The 23,740-nt window shown below is 57.2% G+C and carries 14 protein-coding genes, 7 tRNA genes, 3 rRNA genes and 7 pseudogenes; 8 read left to right on the top strand and 23 right to left on the bottom strand.

Translation table 11 applies throughout. The features are described 5' to 3' along the window. Positions 1-74: 74 nt before the first annotated feature. Complete coding sequence (locus tag RBRH_RS18670; RefSeq protein WP_013434770.1) at positions 75-260, top strand: hypothetical protein; 186 nt, start codon at positions 75-77, stop codon at positions 258-260. A gap of 58 nt (positions 261-318) precedes the next feature. Here RBRH_RS18670 and rplL read toward each other — a convergent pair whose 3' ends face one another. The 12 genes and pseudogenes from rplL to RBRH_RS04285 all read right to left on the bottom strand — a co-directional run bounded on the left by rplL (position 319) and on the right by RBRH_RS04285 (position 6,405). Continuing rightward, the gene (gene rplL / locus RBRH_RS04340) at positions 319-699 is read right to left on the bottom strand and encodes a 50S ribosomal protein L7/L12 (RefSeq protein WP_013434769.1); all 381 of its coding nucleotides are present in this window, start codon (positions 697-699) and stop codon (positions 319-321) included. A gap of 76 nt (positions 700-775) precedes the next feature. Then, positions 776-1,273, bottom strand: a complete 498-nt coding sequence (gene rplJ, locus RBRH_RS04335) for a 50S ribosomal protein L10 (protein ID WP_041753254.1) — start codon at positions 1,271-1,273, stop codon at positions 776-778. 313 nt (positions 1,274-1,586) lie between these two features. Then, positions 1,587-2,282 carry a 50S ribosomal protein L1 gene (gene rplA / locus RBRH_RS04330; RefSeq protein WP_013434767.1) on the bottom strand — a complete coding sequence of 232 codons (696 nt, stop codon included), beginning with the start codon at positions 2,280-2,282 and terminating at the stop codon, positions 1,587-1,589. After that, a pseudogene (gene rplK, locus RBRH_RS04325) lies at positions 2,283-2,715 on the bottom strand (50S ribosomal protein L11). A gap of 141 nt (positions 2,716-2,856) precedes the next feature. Next, positions 2,857-3,414: a transcription termination/antitermination protein NusG gene (nusG, locus tag RBRH_RS04320; protein ID WP_013434764.1), complete on the bottom strand. Its 558-nt coding sequence runs from the start codon at positions 3,412-3,414 to the stop codon at positions 2,857-2,859. Position 3,415: 1 nt separating this feature from the next. Continuing rightward, on the bottom strand, positions 3,416-3,796 hold the full coding sequence (secE, locus tag RBRH_RS04315; RefSeq protein ID WP_013434763.1) for a preprotein translocase subunit SecE: 381 nt from the start codon (positions 3,794-3,796) through the stop codon (positions 3,416-3,418). Between the two features lie 39 nt (positions 3,797-3,835). Next, positions 3,836-3,911, bottom strand: a tRNA-Trp gene (locus tag RBRH_RS04310). A gap of 55 nt (positions 3,912-3,966) precedes the next feature. After that, positions 3,967-5,157, bottom strand: coding sequence for an elongation factor Tu (tuf, locus tag RBRH_RS04305; RefSeq protein ID WP_013434762.1), 1,191 nt, complete (start codon positions 5,155-5,157; stop codon positions 3,967-3,969). A 62-nt stretch (positions 5,158-5,219) separates the two neighbouring features. Beyond that, a tRNA-Thr gene (locus RBRH_RS04300) sits at positions 5,220-5,294 on the bottom strand. 15 nt (positions 5,295-5,309) lie between these two features. Next, a tRNA-Gly gene (locus RBRH_RS04295) sits at positions 5,310-5,383 on the bottom strand. Between the two features lie 37 nt (positions 5,384-5,420). After that, positions 5,421-5,506 (bottom strand) — tRNA-Tyr (locus RBRH_RS04290). 212 nt (positions 5,507-5,718) lie between these two features. Beyond that, complete coding sequence (locus RBRH_RS04285) at positions 5,719-6,405, bottom strand: hypothetical protein (protein ID WP_232509333.1); 687 nt, start codon at positions 6,403-6,405, stop codon at positions 5,719-5,721. Positions 6,406-7,051: 646 nt separating this feature from the next. On the opposite strand from RBRH_RS04285, the pseudogene RBRH_RS20110 reads away from it, so the two are divergent. Beyond that, a pseudogene (locus tag RBRH_RS20110) lies at positions 7,052-7,446 on the top strand (integrase core domain-containing protein); the annotation flags it as partial. A 398-nt stretch (positions 7,447-7,844) separates the two neighbouring features. Here RBRH_RS20110 and RBRH_RS04275 read toward each other — a convergent pair. Continuing rightward, positions 7,845-8,986, bottom strand: a protein-coding gene (locus RBRH_RS04275) for an IS3 family transposase (RefSeq protein WP_157864307.1) whose coding sequence is annotated in 2 segments (ribosomal slippage) — positions 7,845-8,734 and positions 8,734-8,986 — 1,143 coding nt in all. Because the reading frame shifts where the segments join, the coding sequence is not laid out codon by codon here. Positions 8,987-9,015: 29 nt separating this feature from the next. Beyond that, positions 9,016-9,315, bottom strand: a complete 300-nt coding sequence (locus RBRH_RS18665; protein ID WP_157864347.1) for a hypothetical protein — start codon at positions 9,313-9,315, stop codon at positions 9,016-9,018. A gap of 137 nt (positions 9,316-9,452) precedes the next feature. Between RBRH_RS18665 and RBRH_RS04265 the strand changes: the two are divergent. Continuing rightward, a pseudogene (locus tag RBRH_RS04265) lies at positions 9,453-9,674 on the top strand (amidohydrolase); the annotation flags it as partial. 156 nt (positions 9,675-9,830) lie between these two features. On the opposite strand, the gene rrf reads toward RBRH_RS04265, so the two are convergent. The 6 genes and pseudogenes from rrf to RBRH_RS17040 form a co-directional block, all read right to left on the bottom strand. Further along, positions 9,831-9,944, bottom strand: a 5S ribosomal RNA gene (gene rrf / locus RBRH_RS04260). 101 nt (positions 9,945-10,045) lie between these two features. Beyond that, positions 10,046-12,933: ribosomal RNA gene (locus RBRH_RS04255) — 23S ribosomal RNA — on the bottom strand. Between the two features lie 263 nt (positions 12,934-13,196). Further along, positions 13,197-13,272 (bottom strand) — tRNA-Ala (locus tag RBRH_RS04250). A 54-nt stretch (positions 13,273-13,326) separates the two neighbouring features. After that, positions 13,327-13,404, bottom strand: a tRNA-Ile gene (locus RBRH_RS04245). 69 nt (positions 13,405-13,473) lie between these two features. Continuing rightward, positions 13,474-15,004, bottom strand: a 16S ribosomal RNA gene (locus RBRH_RS04240). Together the 16S, 23S and 5S rRNA genes with 2 tRNA genes alongside form the textbook arrangement of a ribosomal RNA operon. 763 nt (positions 15,005-15,767) lie before the next feature. Continuing rightward, positions 15,768-16,819: pseudogene (locus tag RBRH_RS17040) on the bottom strand (IS110 family RNA-guided transposase); the annotation flags it as partial. Between the two features lie 183 nt (positions 16,820-17,002). On the opposite strand from RBRH_RS17040, the gene RBRH_RS04230 reads away from it, so the two are divergent. Both RBRH_RS04230 and RBRH_RS18660 read left to right on the top strand, forming a co-directional pair. Beyond that, a complete protein-coding gene (locus RBRH_RS04230) occupies positions 17,003-18,379 on the top strand; it encodes an IS4 family transposase (protein ID WP_013434753.1) in 1,377 nt (458 codons plus the stop codon). A gap of 236 nt (positions 18,380-18,615) precedes the next feature. Further along, positions 18,616-18,750, top strand: a pseudogene (locus RBRH_RS18660) (IS3 family transposase); the annotation flags it as partial. A 44-nt stretch (positions 18,751-18,794) separates the two neighbouring features. Here RBRH_RS18660 and RBRH_RS04225 read toward each other — a convergent pair. Next, positions 18,795-20,150: an F-box protein gene (locus tag RBRH_RS04225; protein WP_041753249.1), complete on the bottom strand. Its 1,356-nt coding sequence runs from the start codon at positions 20,148-20,150 to the stop codon at positions 18,795-18,797. Positions 20,151-20,328: 178 nt separating this feature from the next. Here RBRH_RS04225 and RBRH_RS17035 point away from each other — a divergent pair. From RBRH_RS17035 to RBRH_RS18655, 3 genes and pseudogenes are all read left to right on the top strand, one after another. Further along, positions 20,329-20,556, top strand: a pseudogene (locus tag RBRH_RS17035) (integrase core domain-containing protein); the annotation flags it as partial. A gap of 79 nt (positions 20,557-20,635) precedes the next feature. After that, positions 20,636-21,777 (top strand): IS3 family transposase gene (locus tag RBRH_RS04215; protein ID WP_157864307.1). Its coding sequence is split into 2 segments (ribosomal slippage): positions 20,636-20,888 and positions 20,888-21,777, totalling 1,143 coding nucleotides; the frame shifts between segments, so codons are not numbered across the junction. 404 nt (positions 21,778-22,181) lie between these two features. Beyond that, complete coding sequence (locus tag RBRH_RS18655) at positions 22,182-22,628, top strand: hypothetical protein (protein ID WP_013434750.1); 447 nt, start codon at positions 22,182-22,184, stop codon at positions 22,626-22,628. Positions 22,629-22,834: 206 nt separating this feature from the next. Here the strand turns inward: RBRH_RS18655 and RBRH_RS17030 are convergent. After that, positions 22,835-23,543: pseudogene (locus tag RBRH_RS17030) on the bottom strand (integrase core domain-containing protein); the annotation flags it as partial. A gap of 112 nt (positions 23,544-23,655) precedes the next feature. Then, positions 23,656-23,734: transfer RNA gene (locus RBRH_RS04200), tRNA-Ile, on the bottom strand. Positions 23,735-23,740: the final 6 nt, after the last annotated feature.

Here is a 23,740-nt window from a genome sequence, read left to right as displayed (position 1 = left end):
CGGATTGCCCGAGTGTTCACCGACTGAGACCCTGTGGCCGTCCAAACGCTCGAACGGACCAATAAGCTTGGTGGTTGGCCGCTACCAACCGCTGGCTGACGGCAGCGGATGCCCATGTTGCCCGCTACCCGACCAAACTTGCCTTCTGCAGTCGCTTCAGAAGACAAAGAAAAGGGCATGTGCCGTGCACGATGGCCTTTTCTTTGGCTTCTTTGGTGATCATCGCGGTGCCCAACCTGCATGGCGCCCGCCTGATCTAAAAAGCGCAAAAAGGCTGACGGTCCGAAACCGCCAGCCCTTTGCGCAAAATGCCGAAAATTACTTGATTTCAGCTTTCGCGCCAGCGTCTTCGAGCTTCTTCTTCGCTTCTTCAGCCGCAGCCTTGGGCACACTTTCCTTCACGGGCTTCGGTGCGCCGTCAACCAGGTCCTTCGCTTCCTTCAGGCCCAGGCCCGTCAGTTCACGAACGGCCTTGATGACCGACACCTTGTTCGCACCGGCTTCGAGCAGGTTGACCGTGAATTCGGTCTGCTCTTCCACCGCAGCGGCAGCACCACCGCCGGCACCCGCCGGGCCCGCAACGGCCAGCGCAGCGGCCGACACGCCAAACTTCTCTTCGAACGCCTTAACCAGCTCGTTCAGTTCCAGAACCGACATCGCGCCAACGGCTTCCAGGATGTCTTCTTTTGCGATTGCCATTTAAAATACTCCTAACTTGGAATTTGGATTCTCAGCCAACGATCCGCGGCCAGCCGGGCTCGCACCCGGCCGCCTGTCAGGCCGGCTCGCCCTGCTTCTTTTCGGCCAGCGCGGCCAGAGCACGCGCGAAGCCGGAAACAGGTGCCTGCATGACGCCCAGCAGCTTCGCGAGCAGTTCCTCGCGGCTCGGGATGGAAGCCAGCGCTTGCACGTCAGCCTTGTCCATCACCTTGCCTTCGTAGGAGCCGGCCTTGATCACGAGCTTGTCGGTGGTCCTGCCAAAGTCATGGATGACTTTGGCTGCCGCGACTGCGTCGTCCGACATGCTATAAATCAAGGGACCGGTCATCTGCTCGGCGAGCGGGGCAAATGGCGTACCCTCGACCGCGCGACGCGCGAGCGTGTTCTTCAACACGCGCAGGTACACCTGTTGCTCGCGCGCCTTCGCACGAAGCTTGGTCAGATCGCCAACCGCAATCCCACGATATTCGGCCAGCACGATGGTCTGAGCTTTCGCGACTTGCGCAGAAATCTCAGCCACGACGGCCTGCTTATCTTCACGACTGAGTGGCACGTTTAACCTCCAGATTCGGTACGCTAGGGGATCGTTTCCGACCACGTCGCGCACCGCGTTTCATAAACGGCGTCCGAGGTTGTTAGGAGTATTTCCGCCGGTACGCTTGTCACAGCGCCCTGCTTCCATCCTGCAAAACTATTTCGGGTTCGCCATCTGCGTTGGCTGACAATTAAGGTCAGGTGATACCAGGCACCCTTCCGCCAACGGTCTTTGACAACCGGTCGCGTCGTCCAACAGTAACGACACAACCGCCCAAAGTCTGTGTGTGGCGAGGCGCGACCACCGTCGCATCTCGCCGCGCTATCAATCGTTACGCGACAACCGTGCTCGAGTCCACGCGCACACCCACGCCCATCGTGCTCGACACCGCGATCTTACGCAGATAAACGCCCTTGCTTGTCGCCGGCTTTGCCTTTTGCAGCGCGTCGACCAACGCCGTAAGATTCGACTTTAGCGCGGTCGGTTCGAACGACGCACGGCCGATCGTTGCATGGATGATCCCGGCCTTGTCGACACGGAACTGCACCTGCCCCGCCTTCGCGTTCTTCACCGCGGTCGCCACGTCCGGCGTAACCGTGCCCACCTTCGGGTTCGGCATCAAGCCGCGCGGACCCAGGATTTGGCCAAGCGTACCGACCACGCGCATTGTATCCGGCGACGCGATCACGATGTCGAAATTCAGATTACCCGCCTTGACCTGCTCGGCCAGGTCTTCCATCCCGACGATGTCGGCGCCCGCGGCCTTCGCCTGCTCCGCCTTGTCGCCTTGCGCGAACACGGCAACACGCACGCTCTTGCCAGTGCCCGCCGGCAACACGACCGAGCCACGCACCACTTGATCCGACTTTTTCGCGTCAATACCCAGCTGCACCGCGACATCGATCGACTCATCGAACTTGGCGGTCGCGCATTGCTTCACGAGCGCGAGCGCATCGTCCACGGGATACAGCTTCAGGTGATCGACCTTGCCTCCCAGTGCCTTCAGGCGCTTCGAAACTTTGGCCATTTACACACCCTCCACGGTAATGCCCATCGAACGGGCGCTGCCAGCGATCGTACGAACCGCCGCATCGAGATCAGCTGCGGTAAGATCCGGCATTTTCGTCTTGGCGATTTCTTCGGCTTGCGCGCGCGTGATCTTACCAACCTTGTCCGTGTGCGGCTTGCTCGAGCCTTTGTCGACCTTCGCCGCCTTCTTGAATGAGCACGGTTGCCGGCGGCGTCTTCAGGACGAACGTGAAACTCTTGTCCGCGTAGGCGGTAATCACGACCGGCGTCGGCAAACCCGGCTCGAGGCTCTGCGTTTGCGCGTTGAACGCCTTGCAGAACTCCATGATGTTCAGACCGCGCTGGCCCAGCGCTGGACCAACGGGCGGCGACGGATTGGCTTTACCTGCAGGAATCTGCAGTTTGATAAAGCCGATGATTTTCTTTGCCATTTGAAACCTCGGGTGAACGCTTAGCGTTCGGTGAGTAATAACGCGCTTTCCGGCAAACCGTACCCGCGCTCCTCAACAGCCAATGAAGCGGGCTGTCAACACTTTGCTGCGTAACGTGCCGCGTCACGCATGAAATCCCTATCAGACCTTCTCGACTTGGCCGAACTCAAGTTCGACCGGCGTCGCGCGACCAAAAATCGTCACCGAGACACGCACGCGCGACTTCTCGTAATTAACTTCCTCGACGCTGCCGTTGAAATCTGTGAACGGACCTTCCTTGACGCGAACCAGCTCCCCGACCTCGAACAGCGTCTTCGGCCGCGGCTTTTCGACGCCCTCTTGCATTTGCGACATGATCTTGTCGACTTCACGCTGCGAGATAGGGCTCGGACGATTCCGTGCACCGCCGACGAAACCGGTCACTTTGGCGGTATTTTTCACCAAATGCCATGTTTCATCGGTCATTTCCATTTCGACCAGCACGTAGCCCGGAAAGAACCGGCGCTCGGTGACCGACTTGTGCCCACCCTTGATCTCGACGACCTCTTCGGTCGGGACCAGAATCTGGCCGAACTTGTCCTGCATGCCGGCACGTTCGATGCGCTCCTGCAGCGCACGTTGCACGCTTTTCTCCATCCCGGAGTAGGCATGCACGACGTACCAACGCTTTCCACCCGATGACGCTGCGCTATCGCTCATATCATTTCCAACCTAGAATTAGCGAGAAGATGACCCATTCAATGGTCTTATCGCTAACCCAAAGATAGATCGCCATCACCAGCACAAAACCAAATACAACTAACGTCGTCTGGCCAGCCTCTTTGCGGGTTGGCCAGACGACCTTGCGCACCTCGCGGTACGAGTCCTTCGCGAATGCAATAAAGCCCTTGCCTGAGGCAGAGGCGAGCGCCGCCGCGATACCCGCAGCGATGCCGACCACCAACGCCGCGCCACGCACATACCAATCATGCGTGCCTAGCAGGTAGAACCCGGCGATCCCGGCGATCACAAGCAATACGCCCAGCGCAAGCAATAGCTTGTCGCTTGCGGTATTCACAGTTTCGACGGATGGATTCGCCATAACACCCTAAACGAACGCGCCGCATAAGCGGCGCTGTATTGGCAGGGGCAGAGGGAATCGAACCCCCAACCTTCGGTTTTGGAGACCGACGCTCTGCCAGTTGAGCTATACCCCTAAAACCCTGTCGGGGCAGCTATCGCTGCCCCTATCGCGATCATCAAATAACTGGCTTACTCGATGATTTTGGCGACGACACCGGCGCCGACGGTACGGCCGCCTTCGCGGATCGCAAAGCGCAGCCCTTCTTCCATCGCGATCGGCGCGATCAACTTGACCGTGATCGACACGTTGTCACCCGGCATCACCATTTCCTTGTCCTTGGGCAACTCGATCGAGCCGGTCACGTCCGTCGTGCGGAAGTAGAACTGCGGCCGGTAGTTGTTGAAGAACGGCGTGTGGCGCCCGCCCTCATCCTTGCTCAGCACGTACACTTCCGCCGTGAAGTGCGTGTGCGGCGTGATCGTGCCCGGTTTGGCCAGCACTTGGCCGCGCTCCACATCCTCGCGCTTGGTACCACGCAGCAGGATACCCACGTTGTCCCCGGCCTGGCCCTGGTCCAGCAGCTTGCGGAACATCTCCACGCCCGTGCACGTCGTCTTCGTCGTGTCACGGATACCGACGATCTCGATTTCCTCGCCAACCTTGATCACACCGCGCTCCACGCGGCCCGTGACCACCGTGCCACGACCCGAGATCGAGAACACGTCTTCCACCGGCATCAGGAACGTGCCATCCACCGCACGCTCCGGCGTCGGGATGTACGTGTCCAGCGCATCGGCCAGGCTCATGATCGCTGCCTCGCCCAACTCGCCCTTGTCCCCTTCCAGCGCCAGCTTCGCCGAGCCCTTGATGATCGGCGTATCGTCGCCCGGGAACTCGTACTTGGACAGCAGCTCGCGCACTTCCATTTCCACCAGCTCGAGCAGCTCCGCGTCGTCCACCATGTCGCACTTGTTCAGGAACACGATGATGTACGGCACGCCCACTTGACGCGCCAGCAAAATATGCTCACGCGTTTGCGGCATCGGGCCGTCTGCGGCCGACACCACCAGGATCGCGCCGTCCATCTGCGCCGCGCCCGTGATCATGTTCTTCACGTAGTCCGCGTGACCCGGGCAGTCCACGTGCGCATAGTGACGCTGCTCTGTCTCGTACTCGATGTGCGCCGTGTTGATCGTGATGCCACGCGCCTTCTCTTCCGGCGCCGCATCGATCTCGTCGTACTTCTTCGCTTCGCCGCCAAACTTCGACGACAGCACCGTCGCGATCGCCGCCGTCAGCGTGGTCTTGCCATGGTCAACGTGACCGATCGTGCCCACGTTCACGTGCGGCTTGGTCCGTTCAAACTTGCCTTTGGCCATATTCGACTCCTAACAGGAATTTGGTCCGTTGCGCCGCGCGCAAACGCATCACCGACACTTGCTGGTGCCCATGGGCAGGATCGAACTGCCGACCTCTCCCTTACCAAGGGAGTGCTCTACCACTGAGCCACATGGGCGAACATCTGAAACGCTGGAGCGGGTGAAGGGAATCGAACCCTCGTCGTAAGCTTGGAAGGCTTCTGCTCTACCATTGAGCTACACCCGCGAGGTGCTCCCACCCAATACCGCTGCTGCAAAAATTCTGGTGGAGGAGGTTGGATTCGAACCAACGTAGGCGTAAGCCAACAGATTTACAGTCTGCCCCCTTTAGCCACTCGGGCACCCCTCCGCAGAGAACTGACGATTATCGGCTAATTAAGTGCGAGTGTCAACAACTCTGCAACCGCCCGCCGACTTGGCGACCGTCAGTCCTTTGCCTTCCGGCAAGATGAGAATTGTCAACTACACGGGCGCCGAAGGCAAGCGATATACGTATCGCTGGCGGTTACTGGCTTTCGAGTGGCGAAATCGCCGCAACGGCGCACCGGTTTAGGACAGGATTCACTGCATAGCAGGCGCGGCCGTCGAATGCATGCCACTGAGCACCAGGGCGGCCTGGCGTGACGCATCGGTGGCCATCACCAGCAGCTTGCCACTGTCGAGCACCGCCGCGCCCGTGTACACCGTGCCGGGCGTTGAGCAAGGCGCGGGCCCGGCCGTGACCGTCACGTCGTACAGGTTGCCCACCGTGCGCGGCTGGAACGTACCCGTCAGCGTGCACGCATTGGCTGTCCGGGCGTTCAGCGTGCCGCCCTCATCGATCTGCAACGTGACCCCCTGGTCGTCCACTAGCGTTTGCGCGTCCCCGCCACTGTACGTCCCAGCCAACGCTGTGAGCGTTGGCTGCCGCTCGTACAGTGACTGGTAGGTCGAGCCGAACTCCACCCCCACCGCGCCCGACGCATTCGTGCTGCGGCCGCACAAGCAGTCCTTGTACACGTAGCTTGCGTCCACCCGTTCCGCGTCGCTCGTGCGCTGCGCGAAGTCATAGCGGATCGCGTCCGTCGAGGTGAACGTGCCGCTGGCCTGCGTGCCGCTCGTCGTACTCGTGCCACTGACGAAGCCGCCCAATCCCGGCATGCCGCGGTCGTAGGCGATCCAGAACACGCCATCATCGCGAACGATGCCCACCTCGCGCTGGCCCGGTGTCGTCATGCCCACGTAGTATCCTTGCGCAAGGCTCGCCACTGGCCGATTGCCATCATTGCCGGGACGACCGCCATTCGGGCCGCTTCCGGCATTGGCGCCCCTATTGGCTGCGGAAGGCGAAACCTCCGTCAGCCCACTGTTGCAGCCGGTTAGGATCCCGACAGAAATAGCCGCAATCGCAATCAACGCCACCCTTCATTTTTCTCATCTCCTTTCGTTGAGCCGGATTTACGTTATCCGATACAAATCGTTGCTTAACCGACTTCGCATCCTCGGTCTGCTAACGCACAAAGATTTGGGGCGCCGACGGAAGACAGTGCGACAACGGCTTGCGATATAGGCCGACAGGCTTGTCTGATAAGGCGCCTGACGCGAAGAATGGGAATGTATGCGGATCTCGGCGCCTCGTATCGTGTTCGTTTATTCAACGCTGACTTCGTGTTGCCTTATTAGCGCTTTGCGAGAGAGTGGGGATGTCCAGGCAGGGACGAACGCCATCAGGTTCTGATGTAATAGGCCATCACGTCGCGCGCGGTATGGACGGTTACGTCATACCCATCGCGGGCTAGTGTGATACGAACCGCAACCCTATGAATCTCGCAATCGAGCCGGTATCGGACCGGCGAGCGCCATAACTGATTGACCTGGCATCGGACTCAATTGCGCCATGCGGTGGGTGTAGGAAGGGCGGCTATCCCTTAGTGTCGCTCGAGCGTTGGGCGGAGCAGCGCGTTTCCGGGCTATCTCAAAGCGCTGCGAACGAACCCGGGGCCAGGACTGACGAGCCGGGCGATCGACCAATAGGCGTATGCCAATGGCACGACGCTGAAATTGATTCAGCCGGGCAAACCGGCGCAGAATGTATTCATTGAGTCGCTCAACAGCAAGTTCAGCGATGAACGTGTCAATAAGCACGGGTTCACGAGTCTCGTGCGTGCTCGAGCAGCCGTCGCGGTGTAACACCTGGGCTATAGCGAGCAACGTCCACACAGCACACTGAATTACCTTTCACTAACAGAATTCGCGGCGAAACATTCGACAACAGCAAATATTCCTGCCACTTTCCAGCAGTGGGTCTAAAGGGGACTTTGCTAAAAGCACCGTAGGCTCTAGTAAAGAGAAATAGGTCAAATTTGTCGAGTTCCTTCTAGGCAGCGCAGGGTCCACTTATAGCCGAAGCGCGCTGCCCTGTTTAGAACTGNCGAAATATGCAGCCTCCGTGGCCGGTGCTCGAAGCCACTAGGATGGCATAACCAAGTGCATCATCCAGTAAAAAATTAGATTTGGTGGCTTTCGACAGGTTTTGGCAATGCTGCAGCATTGCCGTCCCAAGCTCCACCACCCGCATTTTGAGCCCCTTCTGACCTGCCCCCGGCAAACAGTGCCGGCCGGAGTTTAGTAAAGTTCGTTTTTGAGGCTACCCCCAAATCAGTGCCGTTCTAAAGTGGAAATTTCCGGCTCTTGAGGCTACCCCCAAATCAGTGCCGTTCTAAAGTGGAAATTTCCGGCTCTTCGGGGTGGGCCGAATCGGCCCGGGGCCTGCACTGGCAGGCGAACTCGGCAGGCGTCATCCACTGCAGTGCAGAGTGGGGACGCGCCTCATTATAGTACTGGCGCCAGGCCTCGATTTTGCGCTTGGCATCCTCGAGCGACAAGAACCAATGCTCGTTTAGGCATTCCTCACGCAAGCGCCCGTTAAACGACTCGTTCTTGGCGTTATCGGTTGGCTTGCCAGGACGAGAGAAGTCAATCTCAACGCCCCTCTCATACGCCCACTTGTCGAGCACCTTGGAGATGAATTCGCTGCCATTGTCTGCCTTGATGAAGCGCGGTAACGGCCGGCTCACAGCAATGCGATCTAGCGCCGCCACAACGTCCTCACCACGTAGCGTGGCGCCTACCTCGATGGCCAAGCATTCGCGCGTATAATTGTCCACAATTGTCAGCGTGCGCAAACGCCGACCATCAAACAGTGCGTCAGCAACAAAGTCCATACTCCAAATCTCGTTGATCGCGGTCACGAGCTGCTTGGGCTGCCGCAGCCGCGCCGCCTTGTTTCGCCGCGGCCTCTTATGCCGCAATGACAGCCCCTGCTCACGATAGAGCCGGTAAACTCTTTTATGATTGTCGCGCCAGCCTTCCCGACGCAGCATCACATGCACCCGGCGATAGCCGTAGTGCACGCGTGTTTGCGTGATCTGCTTGATGCGCAGGGCGATCGCGTTCGAATCTCGTGCGATTGACTGATAGCTGTACACCGAACGCGACAACTTCAGTACCCTGCAGGCCTGGCGCTGGCTCACGCCAAAGCGTTGCATCAAATCCGTCGTGAGTTCACGCAGCCGGGAAGGCTTCAAAGCTTTTTTGATAGCACATCCTGCAACATGGATTTGTCCAGCGACAGCTCCGCCACCAGCCGCTTGAGCTTCGTGTTCTCCTCTTCGAGCTGCTTCAGGCGACGCAGCTCCGACGGGCCCAGGCCCCCATACTTCTGGCGCCAGTTATAGAACGTCGCATCGCTGATGCCCATCTTGCGGCACACCTCAGCTGCCGGCGTGCCCAGCTCTGCCTGTTTCAACGCAAATGTAATCTGTTCTTCAGTGTATCTGCTCTTCTTCACGACATGACCTTCTGCTTGTTAAGGTTGCATCATGCCGGATTTTTTCTACTTTTGAATGGCCCAGTTTTTTGGGGTAGCCTCACTTCATCCATATTATGGCTCTGTACTGTCTTACCATCCGTATTTTTTAACACTTCCCTAAGTTCTGCTGCTGCTTGAGCCACCATATCTTGAGGCATTATTGGCTTCCAGTTGTTGCCATCCCATATGCTCCAGGGATTAGTAGTATTATTGGGATCCAGCTTTAGACTATCTTTTGACAGATTCCCGTCCGGCCCAATATAAGAGCGAGTCGGGTCGATACCATGCATTGAGCTGATGGGGTCCATATCCACTCCTCATAAACAGTTAACAAAACGCCTCGCCTCGTAAACGCGTTGCGCGTTACGCAGTGTGCCGATGGCACGACAAGGCCAGATGCGTTTTCCGAAATGAACCAGCACCATACGAAGTGCGTCATCTCATGTCGTTCATGCTGCAAGCCAAGCCAGGCTGCTATGCGTTTCTCGGCAATGGCAGTGGCGCGCATCGGGCCACGGGGCACGGCTTAGGCCCCTGCGAGTTGCATAACGCCAGCTACGACTTTAATGACGCATTGTTGGGGGTGGGCGCAACCTATTGGGTCAAGCTTGCCCAGGCGTGGTTGCGCTCGAGCGCGTGCCGGTCAAACAGCCTCATGCCGGGTTGACGGCGATTGGCCGCCAGGGGTGAGGTTCAAAGGGACATTGCCGGGGGCTGACCGTGAGCACGGGGAGCCGACGTGCTGAGGGCAAGGCACAAGGGGGGCGCCCCAAAGCATCACGCCCGCTTCGGGTCGAAGCGGGCGTGGGAGGGGAAAGGGGGAGCCTGACGATTACCTACTTTCACACGGGCAATCCGCACTATCATCGGCGTGGAGTCGTTTCACGGTCCTGTTCGGGATGGGCAGGGGTGGGACCGACTCGCTATGGTCATCAGGCAAAAGGGGGTGCTGTCGCGCACGGGGCGCGCCAGCCAATCTGGAATAGGAAGCAATGGGTAGGAGTGGGGGGTGGCACAACGGTAAAACGGACCAGTTATAGGATCAAGCCTTACGGGCAATTAGTATCGGTTAGCTTAACGCATTACTGCGCTTCCACACCCGACCTATCAACGTCCTGGTCTTGAACGACCCTTCAAGGGGATCGAGTCCCCGGGGAAGTCTCATCTTGAGGCGAGTTTCCCGCTTAGATGCTTTCAGCGGTTATCTCTTCCGAACATAGCTACCCGGCGATGCCACTGGCGTGACAACCGGTACACCAGAGGTTCGTCCACTCCGGTCCTCTCGTACTAGGAGCAGGCCCCCTCAAACTTCCAACGCCCACGGCAGATAGGGACCAAACTGTCTCACGACGTTTTAAAACCCAGCTCACGTACCTCTTTTAAATGGCGAACAGCCATACCCTTGGGACCGGCTACAGCCCCAGGATGAGATGAAGCCGACATCGAGGTGCCAAACACCGCCGTCGATATGAACTCTTGGGCGGTATCAGCCTGTTATCCCCAGAGTACCTTTTATCCGTTGAGCGATGGCCCTTCCATACAGAACCACCGGATCACTATGACCTGCTTTCGCACCTGCTCGACTTGTCGGTCTCGCAGTTAAGCACGCTTATGCCATTGCACTATCAGCACGATTTCCGACCGTACCTAGCGTACCTTCGTACTCCTCCGTTACGCTTTGGGAGGAGACCGCCCCAGTCAAACTGCCTACCATGCACGGTCCCCGAGCCCGATTCAGGGCACTAGGTTAGAACCTCAAACAAACCAGGGTGGTATTTCAAGGACGGCTCCACGCAAACTAGCGTTCGCGCTTCAAAGCCTCCCACCTATCCTACACAGATCGGTTCAAAGTCCAATGCAAAGCTACAGTAAAGGTTCATGGGGTCTTTCCGTCTAGCCGCGGGTAGATTGCATCATCACAAACACTTCAACTTCGCTGAGTCCTCGGGAGGAGACAGTGTGGCCATCGTTACGCCATTCGTGCAGGTCGGAACTTACCCGACAAGGAATTTCGCTACCTTAGGACCGTTATAGTTACGGCCGCCGTTTACCGGGACTTCAATCAAGAGCTTGCACCCCATCATTTAATCTTCCGGCACCGGGCAGGCGTCACACCCTATACGTCCACTTTCGTGTTTGCAGAGTGCTGTGTTTTTATTAAACAGTCGCAGCCACCAGTTCATTGCAACCCCTTCACCCTCCTGGCGCAGGCCAGTCAAGCTAACAGGGCGTACCTTATCCCGAAGTTACGGTACCAATTTGCCGAGTTCCTTCTCCCGAGTTCTCTCAAGCGCCTTAGAATACTCATCTCGCCCACCTGTGTCGGTTTGCGGTACGGTCTCGTTAGACTGAAGCTTAGAGGCTTTTCTTGGGACCCCTTCCGATTGCTTCGCAGCACTAGGCCGCTCGCCCCACACCCTTGAATTGCGCGCCCGGATTTGCCAAAGCGCCTTCTCCAATGCAGGGACCGGGATTTCCGACACCCGGACAACCTTCCGCGATCCGTCCCCCCATCGCATCTAACGACGGTGCAGGAATATTAACCTGCTTCCCATCAGCTACGCATTTCTGCCTCGCCTTAGGGGCCGACTCACCCTACGCCGATGAACGTTGCGTAGGAAACCTTGGGCTTACGGCGAGGGGGCCTTTCACCCCCTTTATCGCTACTCATGTCAGCATTCGCACTTCCGATACCTCCAGCACACTTCTCAATGCACCTTCACAGGCTTACGGAACGCTCTCCTACCATGCGCACTTAACGCGCGCATCCGCAGCTTCGGTAACTGGCTTAGCCCCGTTACATCTTCCGCGCAGGACGACTCGATCAGTGAGCTATTACGCTTTCTTTAAAGGGTGGCTGCTTCTAAGCCAACCTCCTGACTGTTTTAGCCTTCCCACTTCGTTTCCCACTTAGCCAATTTTAGGGACCTTAGCTGGCGGTCTGGGTTGTTTCCCTCTTGACGTCGGACGTTAGCACCCGGCGTCTGTCTCCCGTGATTGCACTCTTCGGTATTCGGAGTTTGCTATGGCGAGGTAATCCGCAATGGACCCCTCAACCATGACAGTGCTCTACCCCCGAAGGTGACACACGAGGCACTACCTAAATAGTTTTCGGAGAGAACCAGCTATTTCCAAGTTTGTTTAGCCTTTCACCCCTATCCACAGCTCATCCCCTAACTTTTCAACGTTAGTGGGTTCGGTCCTCCAGTACGTGTTACCGCACCTTCAACCTGGCCATGGATAGATCACTTGGTTTCGGGTCTACGCCCAGCAACTGATCGCCCTATTCGGACTCGCTTTCGCTACGCCTGCCCTATCCGGTTAAGCTTGCTACTGAACGTAAGTCGCTGACCCATTATACAAAAGGTACGCCGTCACCCCTTGCGAGGCTCCGACTGTTTGTATGCATGCGGTTTCAGGATCTATTTCACTCCCCTCCCGGGGTTCTTTTCGCCTTTCCCTCACGGTACTGGTTCACTATCGGTCGATCACGAGTATTTAGCCTTGGAGGATGGTCCCCCCATCTTCAGACAGGATTTCACGTGTCCCGCCCTACTTGTCGTACCCCTAGTTCCACACCACGGCTTTCGCCTACAGGGCTATCACCTGCTACGGCCGCCCTTTCCAGAGCGTTCGGCTAGCCGCGATGCTAAATTGTACAGGCTCATCCCATTTCGCTCGCCACTACTTTGGGAATCTCGGTTGATTTCTCTTCCTGCGGCTACTTAGATGTTTCAGTTCGCCGCGTTCGCTTCGCGTGACCTATGGATTCAGTCACCGATGACCCATACGGGCCGGGTTGCCCCATTCGGACATCTGCGGATCAAAGCTCGTTTGCCAGCTCCCCGCAGCTTTTCGCAGGCTACCGCGTCCTTCTTCGCCTGTGATCGCCAAGGCATCCACCACATGCACTTGTTCGCTTGACCCTATAACAAGTCCGTCTCGCAACGCACCCGCTATAGGCTGAGTTTTCGCGTTGTGCCGTATCTTCCAAGCGTCTTCTCAGATCACTCAAAACAATACTTACAATCACTACCCGTCTATCGGATGCGCCCATCTCAAGACGCCTCCAATAGACATTACTGCTTCTTCTTCCAGATTGTTAAAGAACGTCACAGCCATACTGCACTGCTTGACCCACGGGTCAATCGCCAGCGCTCGCGCTACTGGAGCGCTCGCGATTGAGCAGTGGTGGAGGCAGACGGGATCGAACCGACGACCCCCTGCTTGCAAAGCAGGTGCTCTCCCAGCTGAGCTATGCCCCCGTGTTGGGTTCGGGCCTGCGCCACGCGCAGCGCTCAGCGCACACCAGACTCGCGTGGTGGGKTCTGGTTGGATTCGAACCAACGACCCCCGCCTTATCAAGACGGTGCTCTAACCGACTGAGCTACAGACCCTTCGTCTGTCCCTGTGACTTTCACAGCCGATAAGCGTGAGTACTTGAATTGGAGGCGCTTTCGCTCCAGAAAGGAGGTGATCCAGCCGCACCTTCCGATACGGCTACCTTGTTACGACTTCACCCCAGTCATGAATCCTACCGTGGTGACCGTCCTCCTTGCGGTTAGACTAGCCACTTCTGGTAAAACCCACTCCCATGGTGTGACGGGCGGTGTGTACAAGACCCGGGAACGTATTCACCGCGACATGCTGATCCGCGATTACTAGCGATTCCAGCTTCATGCAGTCGAGTTGCAGACTGCAATCCGGACTACGATCGGTTTTTTGGGATTAGCTCCCCCTCGCGGGTTGGCAACCCTCTGTTCCGACCATTGTATGACGTGTGAAGCCCTACCCATAAGGGCCATGAGGACTTGACGTCATCCCCACCTTCCTCCGGTTTGTCACCGGCAGTCTCCCTAGAGTGCTCTTGCGTAGCAACTAAGGACAAGGGTTGCGCTCGTTGCGGGACTTAACCCAACATCTCACGACACGAGCTGACGACAGCCATGCAGCACCTGTGCGCCGGTTCTCTTTCGAGCACCCCCACCTCTCAGCAGGGTTCCGACCATGTCAAGGGTAGGTAAGGTTTTTCGCGTTGCATCGAATTAATCCACATCATCCACCGCTTGTGCGGGTCCCCGTCAATTCCTTTGAGTTTTAATCTTGCGACCGTACTCCCCAGGCGGTCAACTTCACGCGTTAGCTACGTTACTAAGGAAATGAATCCCCAACAACTAGTTGACATCGTTTAGGGCGTGGACTACCAGGGTATCTAATCCTGTTTGCTCCCCACGCTTTCGTGCATGAGCGTCAGTATTGGCCCAGGAGGCTGCCTTCGCCATCGGTATTCCTCCACATCTCTACGCATTTCACTGCTACACGTGGAATTCTACCTCCCTCTGCCATACTCTAGCCTGCCAGTCACCAATGCAGTTCCCAGGTTAAGCCCGGGGATTTCACATCGGTCTTAGCAAACCGCCTGCGCACGCTTTACGCCCAGTAATTCCGATTAACGCTCGCACCCTACGTATTACCGCGGCTGCTGGCACGTAGTTAGCCGGTGCTTATTCTTCCGGTACCGTCATCCAGCCCAGGTATTAACCAGGCCGTTTTCTTTCCGGACAAAAGTGCTTTACAACCCGAAGGCCTTCTTCACACACGCGGCATTGCTGGATCAGGGTTGCCCCCATTGTCCAAAATTCCCCACTGCTGCCTCCCGTAGGAGTCTGGGCCGTGTCTCAGTCCCAGTGTGGCTGGTCGTCCTCTCAGACCAGCTACAGATCGTCGCCTTGGTAGGCCTTTACCCTACCAACTAGCTAATCTGCCATCGGCCGCCCCTTGAGCGCGAGGCCCTAAGGTCCCCCGCTTTCCTCCTCAGAGCGTATGCGGTATTAATCCGGCTTTCGCCGGGCTATCCCCCACTCCAGGACACGTTCCGATGTCTTACTCACCCGTTCGCCACTCGCCGCCAGGCCGAAACCCGCGCTGCCGTCCGACTTGCATGTGTAAGGCATGCCGCCAGCGTTCAATCTGAGCCAGGATCAAACTCTTCAGTTCAAACCTGTTACTTGTTCGGGCCCCAAAGGACCCTGTCGCTCAACTCAAAACGTTGACAAGTTTCGATCTCTCAAAACCTACCTTCATTTCGTATGAGACTTGATTATTCCTTCGCTTTGCCACAGCCCGGCTTTGACCCCCGACTCCAGCTCGCCTCACCATCAAGTACCCACACTTATCGGCTGTTACTTGTTAAAGAGCATCGCGCCCACCGCGCCTCAGCCTGCCCGGCTTCAGCCCCTGCGTCGCGTCGCTGCATCAGCAGCAGAGAAACGAGATTATGACCACAATCTTGCGAAGCGTCAACAACTTTTTTACCACCCCGGTGCGATGCTGGCCGCCTCACACCCCGTTGTCTGCCCCGCCCGCTGCGTTTGCCCCTTCAGCGGCCTCACTGSATGCAGCGAGGGGTCGAATCATAGGCCAATGACGCGTCCACCGCAAGGGCCCCGCAGATATTTTTTTGCCAACACGTTTTGTCACCTAACCCCTAGCATGACCAATACGCCCACGCCTCGCCAGTCCTTGCCACCCCATTCAACGTGGTGGCGCAACAAACTACTCCAGCGGCACCGCGCCGGCTACCTCACCCCAGATATTCGCTGCTACGGCGCTGTCGTCGCACAACTGGTCCCACGGCATGAGGCTCCACCTATGTTCGCCACCGTTCAACCCAATATTTCTCCGCCGTTATGAAAATAGCATCCACCTCCCAACGCGGAAAGCAATGCAATAATGGTCACTTGCAGCCAGACGTTAGCCACGCAGCCACTGCGAGGATTGCTTTCTTTGAACCGCGCCGCGCCTTGATGCGGGTGAACTGGACGAACAGGTAGCTGTTCTTCGTACGTACTGCGGCTCATGCAGCCGTCACGAGTGCCGTCTTGAGCCAGGTGCCGCTCTTGCGCACGCGCGTACTGCGGCGCTTACCAGCGCTCTCATCATTGCGCGGACACAGTCCGGCCCACGATATGAGGTGAGCGGAATCAGCAAAGCGCGTCATGTCGATCCCAATCTCGGCCACCAGGACCCGCGCAGTCAGGTCACCGACGTCAGGAATGGTTCTTCGTGCTGCCGGATTGGCGGCAGAGCAAGTCCCACTGCTGCATCCAGACCAGTCAGCGCGTGCTCAAGAGCCTCGATGAGCTGCAAATGCAGCGCGAGCATCGTACGGTGATGGGAAGTGATGCGCCCGCGCAATGCCTCACGTAGTTTATTCGTCTTCTTGAGCGCGTGTCCTTGCGCCAATGCCGCGAGCAGCACCGGATCGTCTTCACCCTAAATGATGACTTTCAGGATCGCGCGCCCGCTGCCGCCAAGTACGTCAGTCAGGACGCTACCCAGTTTGAGATTGGCATCCTCAAGCACCTTCTGGATACGCAGACAATGCTGGGCGATCTCACGCGTCAGCTGTTTGCGTGTGCGTGTCAGATCACGTAACGCCTGAATCGCAGCCGGCGGCACGAAGCTGGAGCGAATCAGCCCGTGTGCGAGCAGCTCTGCGATCCACGTCGCGTCATTGACATCGGTTTTGCGGCCAGGCACATTCCGGATATGCGCAGCGTTGCCCAGCACGAGTTCGAAGCAGCCTTCGAGAACGTGCCACACGGGTTTCCAGTAAACGCCGGTGGCTTCCATGGCCACGTGGGAACAGCCATGGACGGCCAACCAGTGCGACAGCGCAAGTCATCCCTTTGTGGTAGTGCAAAAGCTATGCACTTCATGGTGCTCTGGCGCAGACACACAACGGATGCAGGCAATGATGATGTCCTTATGTATGTCCAGCCCTGCACAGCGCGAATAAAGTACCTGCAAGAGAAAGAATGGCAGCGGCGACAACTCTCGTTATCGGATTCTGGTAAGCGTGCTCCGGCAGGGCCACGTGCCCTCGATCACAATTCTGATCTTTACCCACATCTCGGCGTGGCGCGGCTTGTAAGCTGGCGCGCCCGATGTTAACTTTTCTCTTGGACAATTTTCTTTGGGTGAAGAGCGACATTGTCTGACGCGAACGATGATGACTGGGCCAGTGATGAGTTTGGCGCCGCGCAGTTGGGCGACGCTCGCCTGAGGCGGCGTCTGATCGCACTCGCGCAACGGCTCTCGCACGCTCCACAAAGCTCGTTTCCGCAGTGCCTGGATGTCGCCGAACTCAAAGCCGGGTACCGCTTTTTTGACAATCCGAAGGTCGACACCGACGGCGTGCTCAATCCGCATATTGGCCAAACACTGGGCCGCATGCGGCAGGTGCCAATTGTATTGGCCGTGCAAGACACGACTGAATTCAACCTCAGTCATCTGCCGGCAACGGAAGGCCTGGGCTATGGCAGCGGACATAATCTGCGCGGCTTCATGATGCATAGCGTGCTGGCCGTGACACCACAGGGCTTGCCGCTCGGTGTGCTGGGCATGAAGACTTGGATTCGCCCACCCGAAGAACTTGGCAAAGGGCTGTCGCGTAAGCAGCGCACCATTGGCGATAAGGAAAGCGTTAAGTGGCTCGAGGGCTTTGAACATCTGTCGGCGCTCAAAGAGCATTGCCCTCAAACGCATATCGTTGGTGTATGCGATCGCGAGGGCGATGTCTATGATGTATTTGTCGCCGAACGCCCCGCTGGCGTTGATTGGCTGGTTCGCGCGAGTTGGAATCGCAGCGTGGATCATCCCGAGAAGTATTTGTGGGAAGCGATGGCCACAGCGCCGTTGGTGGGCCAAACCGAATTGCAGATCCCGGGCTCGGGCCGCACGATAGCGCGCACTGCACGCCTGAGGCTGCGATGCGCTCAGGTGCGCTTGCGCCCGCCGCGCTACCGGCGCTGCAAAGGCGTATCGGATGTTGAAGTCTTTGTGATCCATGTCCTGGAAGCAGCGGTGCCCGAAGGGCTCGAGCCGCTTGAATGGATGTTACTGACGTCGGTGCCCACCCATACTCATGAAGAAGCGCTGGAGCGCCTGGCGTGGTACGCGCGTCGTTGGACGATCGAATCGTGGCATCGCGTGCTCAAAAGCGGCTGTCGCGTCGAGGCACGCCAATTCGGCAATTTGGATCGATTCGTACGGGCGACCGCGCTGTTTGCCGTGATCAGTTGGCGTATCTTGTATGCAACGTTGCTGGCCCGACTGGATGGCCACTTGTCGTGCGAAGTCTTGTTCCAGCCTATCGAGTGGCGCGCGCTGTATTGCCGCGTGCATAGCACCACCAAACTGCCCAACGAGCCTCCATCGCTGGCGCAAGTGGTGCGCTGGGTCGCCAAGCTCGGCGGTTATCTCGCGCGCAAGCATGATCGTCCCCCCGGGCCAACTGTTCTGTGGCGTGGCTTTCTCGTCCTGCACGAAGTCACCAAGATGTATCGCATCTTCAGGCAAAACGAGTGACCCATATTTGTGGGTAAACCTCAGATCACAATTCGGGGTGCTCGCAGGGTTGCGGGTCCAACTCTCAAACGGGCTCATTGCACCAAATAATGGGCCGACCTCGACCACCGCTGTCTCGTAATCGTATTCCTTCTAGATCCGCCTGCAGCAGTCGTGCGCTTCATTCTTCGGGGTCCGGCACAGCCCGATAAAGCACTCTCAAGTTTCAACTGGGCCGAAAATCGCCGGGCAGGTCAGCCTCCCTGCAGTGGGTGCACTGGTTCAATCACATCCGACTGCTTGGGTCCATCGGGCACATTCCTTCGGCTGAGACTGAGGCAAACTACTGGCGCAAACTCGCCAGCCAGCCCCCTGAAACGACCTCGACTTAAACCAACTGGCCTTTTTAAAAGCCGAGGCGATTCAATAGTTTCGGCTACGCTCCTTGAGCGTTGCGTATCCGCGATAAATGCTCGAGTACCGTTGTACGTGTCTGCCCAGTAAAATGGTTACGGTCCATAAAAGCCGTAATTTCGTTGACTGCGTCTTGCCCTTTTGAAGTTCTCAACACATAGCTCGTCTCGCTAAATACCCTTAGCAGTTCCGCTGTACTGCTGCCGTCAAGCAGCCTCAATGCGCGTTGCCACACGTGCTTTGAGAGCGCATCGTCCAGCCTATGGGTACGCCCCAGCAGGCTGATTGCGACCTGCACGCGCTGCGTCGGCAGCACGCGCAGCAGCGCCGGCTCCAGTAACTGAAATTCATGCACGTGTTGCTCGCGCGGTAGCTCAGCCAACCCGACTGGAAGATAGCGCAGTGCGACGCCCAGCTGCTCGTCCGAAAGCGATAGTGCCAGCTGTCGCATTTCTGTGTACCGCACTGCACGGGCTGCTTCGGGCAGCTCCTGTATAGCGGCGGCTAGCGCGCCGACCGATGCGCCTTGTTGTGAGGGGGGCAAATATAGGGTCTGTTGCTGTAGTACGGCATAGGTTGAGAGAGCCTTGCTCCCGTCAGGGTCAACCCGATGGTCGGATCGCAGTCGTTTAGCCAATACAGGGATTAGCTCGGCTTTTTGAGACATATTCAAGTATGGAAGCCGGCAGAGCACCATTTCATATTTTTCAAAGTACTGGGACGGCGTCCATATAAAGACAAGCGCATTGGCCAACTCAGGCCAAAAATTTTCTTGATCGGGTTGGCGCTGTGCAGCTATTGCATAAGCAAAATTAAATACTTTGGACCGCTGGCTAGCCATGATGTAAACCAATGAGGCAAGCATTCTTTTTTGTAAAATTAGGCCCTGTTTTGGGAGGCGGTCGGCCGCCGCAAACAGTTTTTTAAATGCCTTGGCTTTTTGCACTCTGGATAGCCCCAATGATTGCGATCGTTGCCAAAGTGCTGTGAGAGGCTCGGCCCTTATATCCGGCTCGGCTTGAATACGCTCGATGTCATCGATTAACTGCTGTAGCGACGTGAGATCGGAGACGTGAGCCGCTTGCTGGTAACAGCGCCAAGCCCATCGCCGCTCTTCCATTAAATAATAGGTGCGCTTGTTTACCAGTGAAAAAGCGGGGATATCGTCGAGCGACAAATGGTCAGCAATCTGTAAAATGACTTCGGTCGGCAGCGCAGGGTAAGCTGCAAGCCTTTTTACCGGTGTGTCGGATACGGGGCTTACGGAACGTTTAATGCCTATGGGCAGTGTAGACGGAGCTTGCTGGTTGGCGCGCTTGTCCACCGCATAAACGGCAGCTTGAGTGTCGTTTAAAGTAGCGTTTAAATCAAAGTCCATCGTCAAGCTCGGTAAGGAGTGAAGGGCGCGCAATGCGAAGCGATGTTGTTGCCGATGAACGAGGTCACTACATCGTATGCTGGCAATGCAAACTGTTGGAGAAGTTAGTGCAAAGCTGGCAATGCTAAGATAGTCTTACTTTACCTGGCAAGCTACAAGACGTTCGGCTTGAATATCAGGCAAGCCAACCGATAACGCGAAGAACGAGTCGTTCAACGGGCGCTTGCGTGAGCAATGCCTAAACGCGCATGGGTTCTTGTCACTCGAAGACACCAAGCGCAAAATCGAGGCCTGGCGCGAGTACTATAATGAGGCGCGTCCCCACTCTGCACTGAAGTAGATGACGCCCGCCGAATTCGCCCACCAGTGCAAGCCCCGGGCCGATTCGGCCCACCCCGAAGAGTGAGGCTACCCCAAAAAACTGGGCCATTCAAAAGTAGAAAAAATCCGGCATGATGCAACCTTAACAAGCAGAAGGTCATGTCGTGAAGAAGAGCAGATACACTGAAGAACAGATTACATTTGCGTTGAAACAGGCAGAGCTGGGCACGCCGGCAGCTGAGGTGTGCCGCAAGATGGGCATCAGCGATGCGACGTTCTATAACTGGCGCCAGAAGTATGGGGGCCTGGGCCCGTCGGAGCTGCGTCGCCTGAAGCAGCTCGAAGAGGAGAACACGAAGCTCAAGCGGCTGGTGGCGGAGCTGTCGCTGGACAAATCCATGTTGCAGGATGTGCTATCAAAAAAGCTTTGAAGCCTTCCCGGCTGCGTGAACTCACGACGGATTTGATGCAACGCTTTGGCGTGAGCCAGCGCCAGGCCTGCAGGGTACTGAAGTTGTCGCGTTCGGTGTACAGCTATCAGTCAATCGCACGAGATTCGAACGCGATCGCCCTGCGCATCAAGCAGATCACGCAAACACGCGTGCACTACGGCTATCGCCGGGTGCATGTGATGCTGCGTCGGGAAGGCTGGCGCGACAATCATAAAAGAGTTTACCGGCTCTATCGTGAGCAGGGGCTGTCATTGCGGCATAAGAGGCCGCGGCGAAACAAGGCGGCGCGGCTGCGGCAGCCCAAGCAGCTCGTGACCGCGATCAACGAGATTTGGAGTATGGACTTTGTTGCTGACGCACTGTTTGATGGTCGGCGTTTGCGCACGCTGACAATTGTGGACAATTATACGCGCGAATGCTTGGCCATCGAGGTAGGCGCCACGCTACGTGGTGAGGACGTTGTGGCGGCGCTAGATCGCATTGCTGTGAGCCGGCCGTTACCGCGCTTCATCAAGGCAGACAATGGCAGCGAATTCATCTCCAAGGTGCTCGACAAGTGGGCGTATGAGAGGGGCGTTGAGATTGACTTCTCTCGTCCTGGCAAGCCAACCGATAACGCCAAGAACGAGTCGTTTAACGGGCGCTTGCGTGAGGAATGCCTAAACGAGCATTGGTTCTTGTCGCTCGAGGATGCCAAGCGCAAAATCGAGGCCTGGCGCCAGTACTATAATGAGGCGCGTCCCCACTCTGCACTGCAGTGGATGACGCCTGCCGAGTTCGCCTGCCAGTGCAGGCCCCGGGCCGATTCGGCCCACCCCGAAGAGCCGGAAATTTCCACTTTAGAACGGCACTGATTTGGGGGTAGCCTCAAGAGCCGGAAATTTCCACTTTAGAACGGCACTGATTTGGGGATAGCCTCAACTTATCGCACAACTTCTAGTAGAGGCCGCATGGGAGCGGGCCCCGCAGACACGCATGCACCCGTAACAGTGCTTTCATAATTGACTGGCGAAGCTGCGCTCCGCTGTTTCCTTACGGCGCGTTTCCATCACAGTTCACCTGCAACACTTGTAATTGTATTTGAAAGAACCTATATTTTTTTGCGGGCCCATTCGAATTGTGAATTAACAAACTTCTTTGTAGGGGTGAAGGTTAACCATGCGCAAAACAATCAAACTTATTTTGATGCTTTTGTTCTCGCTTATGGCATCGTCAGCTTGGGCCCGATGTCGGAGATGTCGATACTGAAGGATACTCCATGGTCACCCGCAACCAGACTAGCACAATACGGGTCCAAGACATTCAAGTGACAAATGTCGTGGAAGAAGGCGCTACATGTCTTGAGAACGGTCGTCAAGCCAGGAACGCCAACGGAACACCACTCTTTTGCCAATCCGGTGTGTGGCAGTTGGCCGTTCCGCTTCCACAATATCAAATCGTCTCCAACTATGCATGTGGAGTCGACAATCTGATCATCCCATGCCCAGCCGGATGGCAAGTTGTAAGCGGCGGCGGAAACGTATGGGCGCCCCAATGCGGCGCGCAACCAACTGGTGGAACAAGTGACGCTGCGGGTTTTTGGATGTCTGCCGGACTGGATGTCTCGCAACCGACTAGCGACATGACGGGATGGTGGATTGGTGGCGTGCATGACAAGTCGCTAGGCGATAACCTACAAGGATTTGCAATTTGCGTGAAGCACTAATTGTTTGCCAAATCCGGCGAGAGATGGCCGCGAGAAATCGGACAGTCGGATAAGTGGAACGCTCGGAGCCTGAGCCGGCGATAATGCCGGCAAAGGGACCCAGAAGATGACGAAGAAAGTCTGACGGACTGACCCCGCCGAGTACGCCATCCGTGCGCGAAAGTGAGTGGACTCGCCGGTTTCCGGTTGATGCAGTTGCCGGATGGGTCCGGCGCCAGTTGCCCCAAGGCACTATGCGGGCGCATCAAGTTGTAGTGCGCGCGCCATGCTTCGATTCGCTTGTGTGCATCGTCGAGACTGATGAACGCAAGCTGGTTCAAATACGCTTCGCGCAGTCGGCCGTTGAAGCGCTCGATGTGCGCATTTTCTACCGGCTTACCCGGACGGCTGAACGGTAGTTTGACGCCATGTTCGTGCGCCCATGCGTCGAGCGCCTTGCTGACGAACTGCGGCCCGTTATCAACCTAAATTAGGGTCGGGCGCCGCCCCTGTTGACGTAGTTGCTCAAGCACGCGCGCCACGCGAACACCCGTCAACGAGAAGTCGAGCTCGATGTGCGGTTCAGGCCAACGAGCGCGCACGCCCGGCGCTGCGAATAGTCGTACTGTTCAAAAACCTGCGGCACGACTTCCCGGCGCTGCGCGGACAAGCTCACTTTTTTCCGAGAACGTCCTTTAGCACCTGGATATCGAGCACTTGTTCGGCCACCCGCCGCTTAAGCCGCTGGTTCTCCTGCTCCAACTACCGCATGCGCCGCGCTTGCGATGCATCCATCCCGCCGTAGCGGCTTCGCCCGTTGTAGAACACCCCGTCCGAAATGCGGTGTTTGCGGCACACATCTGCCACTGTCATTCCGACCTCGACTTCCTTCAACACGCCGATGATTGGCTCTTCGCTGAACCGCCACTGCTGCACGACAAGGTTTCTCCTGCGATCTTGCCACTAACTTTACAGTCGGATACTTCCGTGGGGAAAGTTCGGCGGAACAAAACAAAGCGGCTCGCATCGCTGCGAGCCGCATGAAATATGGTGGGCCTCCCGTGAGTCGAACACGGCACCAACGGATTATGAGTCCGCTGCTCTAACCAAGCATGAGCTAGAGGCCCGGATCA

It is taken from the genome of Mycetohabitans rhizoxinica HKI 454, assembly GCF_000198775.1.
Classification (GTDB): domain Bacteria; phylum Pseudomonadota; class Gammaproteobacteria; order Burkholderiales; family Burkholderiaceae; genus Mycetohabitans; species Mycetohabitans rhizoxinica.
The sequence above is the reverse complement of the archived record's forward strand: the minus strand, read 5'-3'. Positions and strand labels throughout refer to the sequence as shown.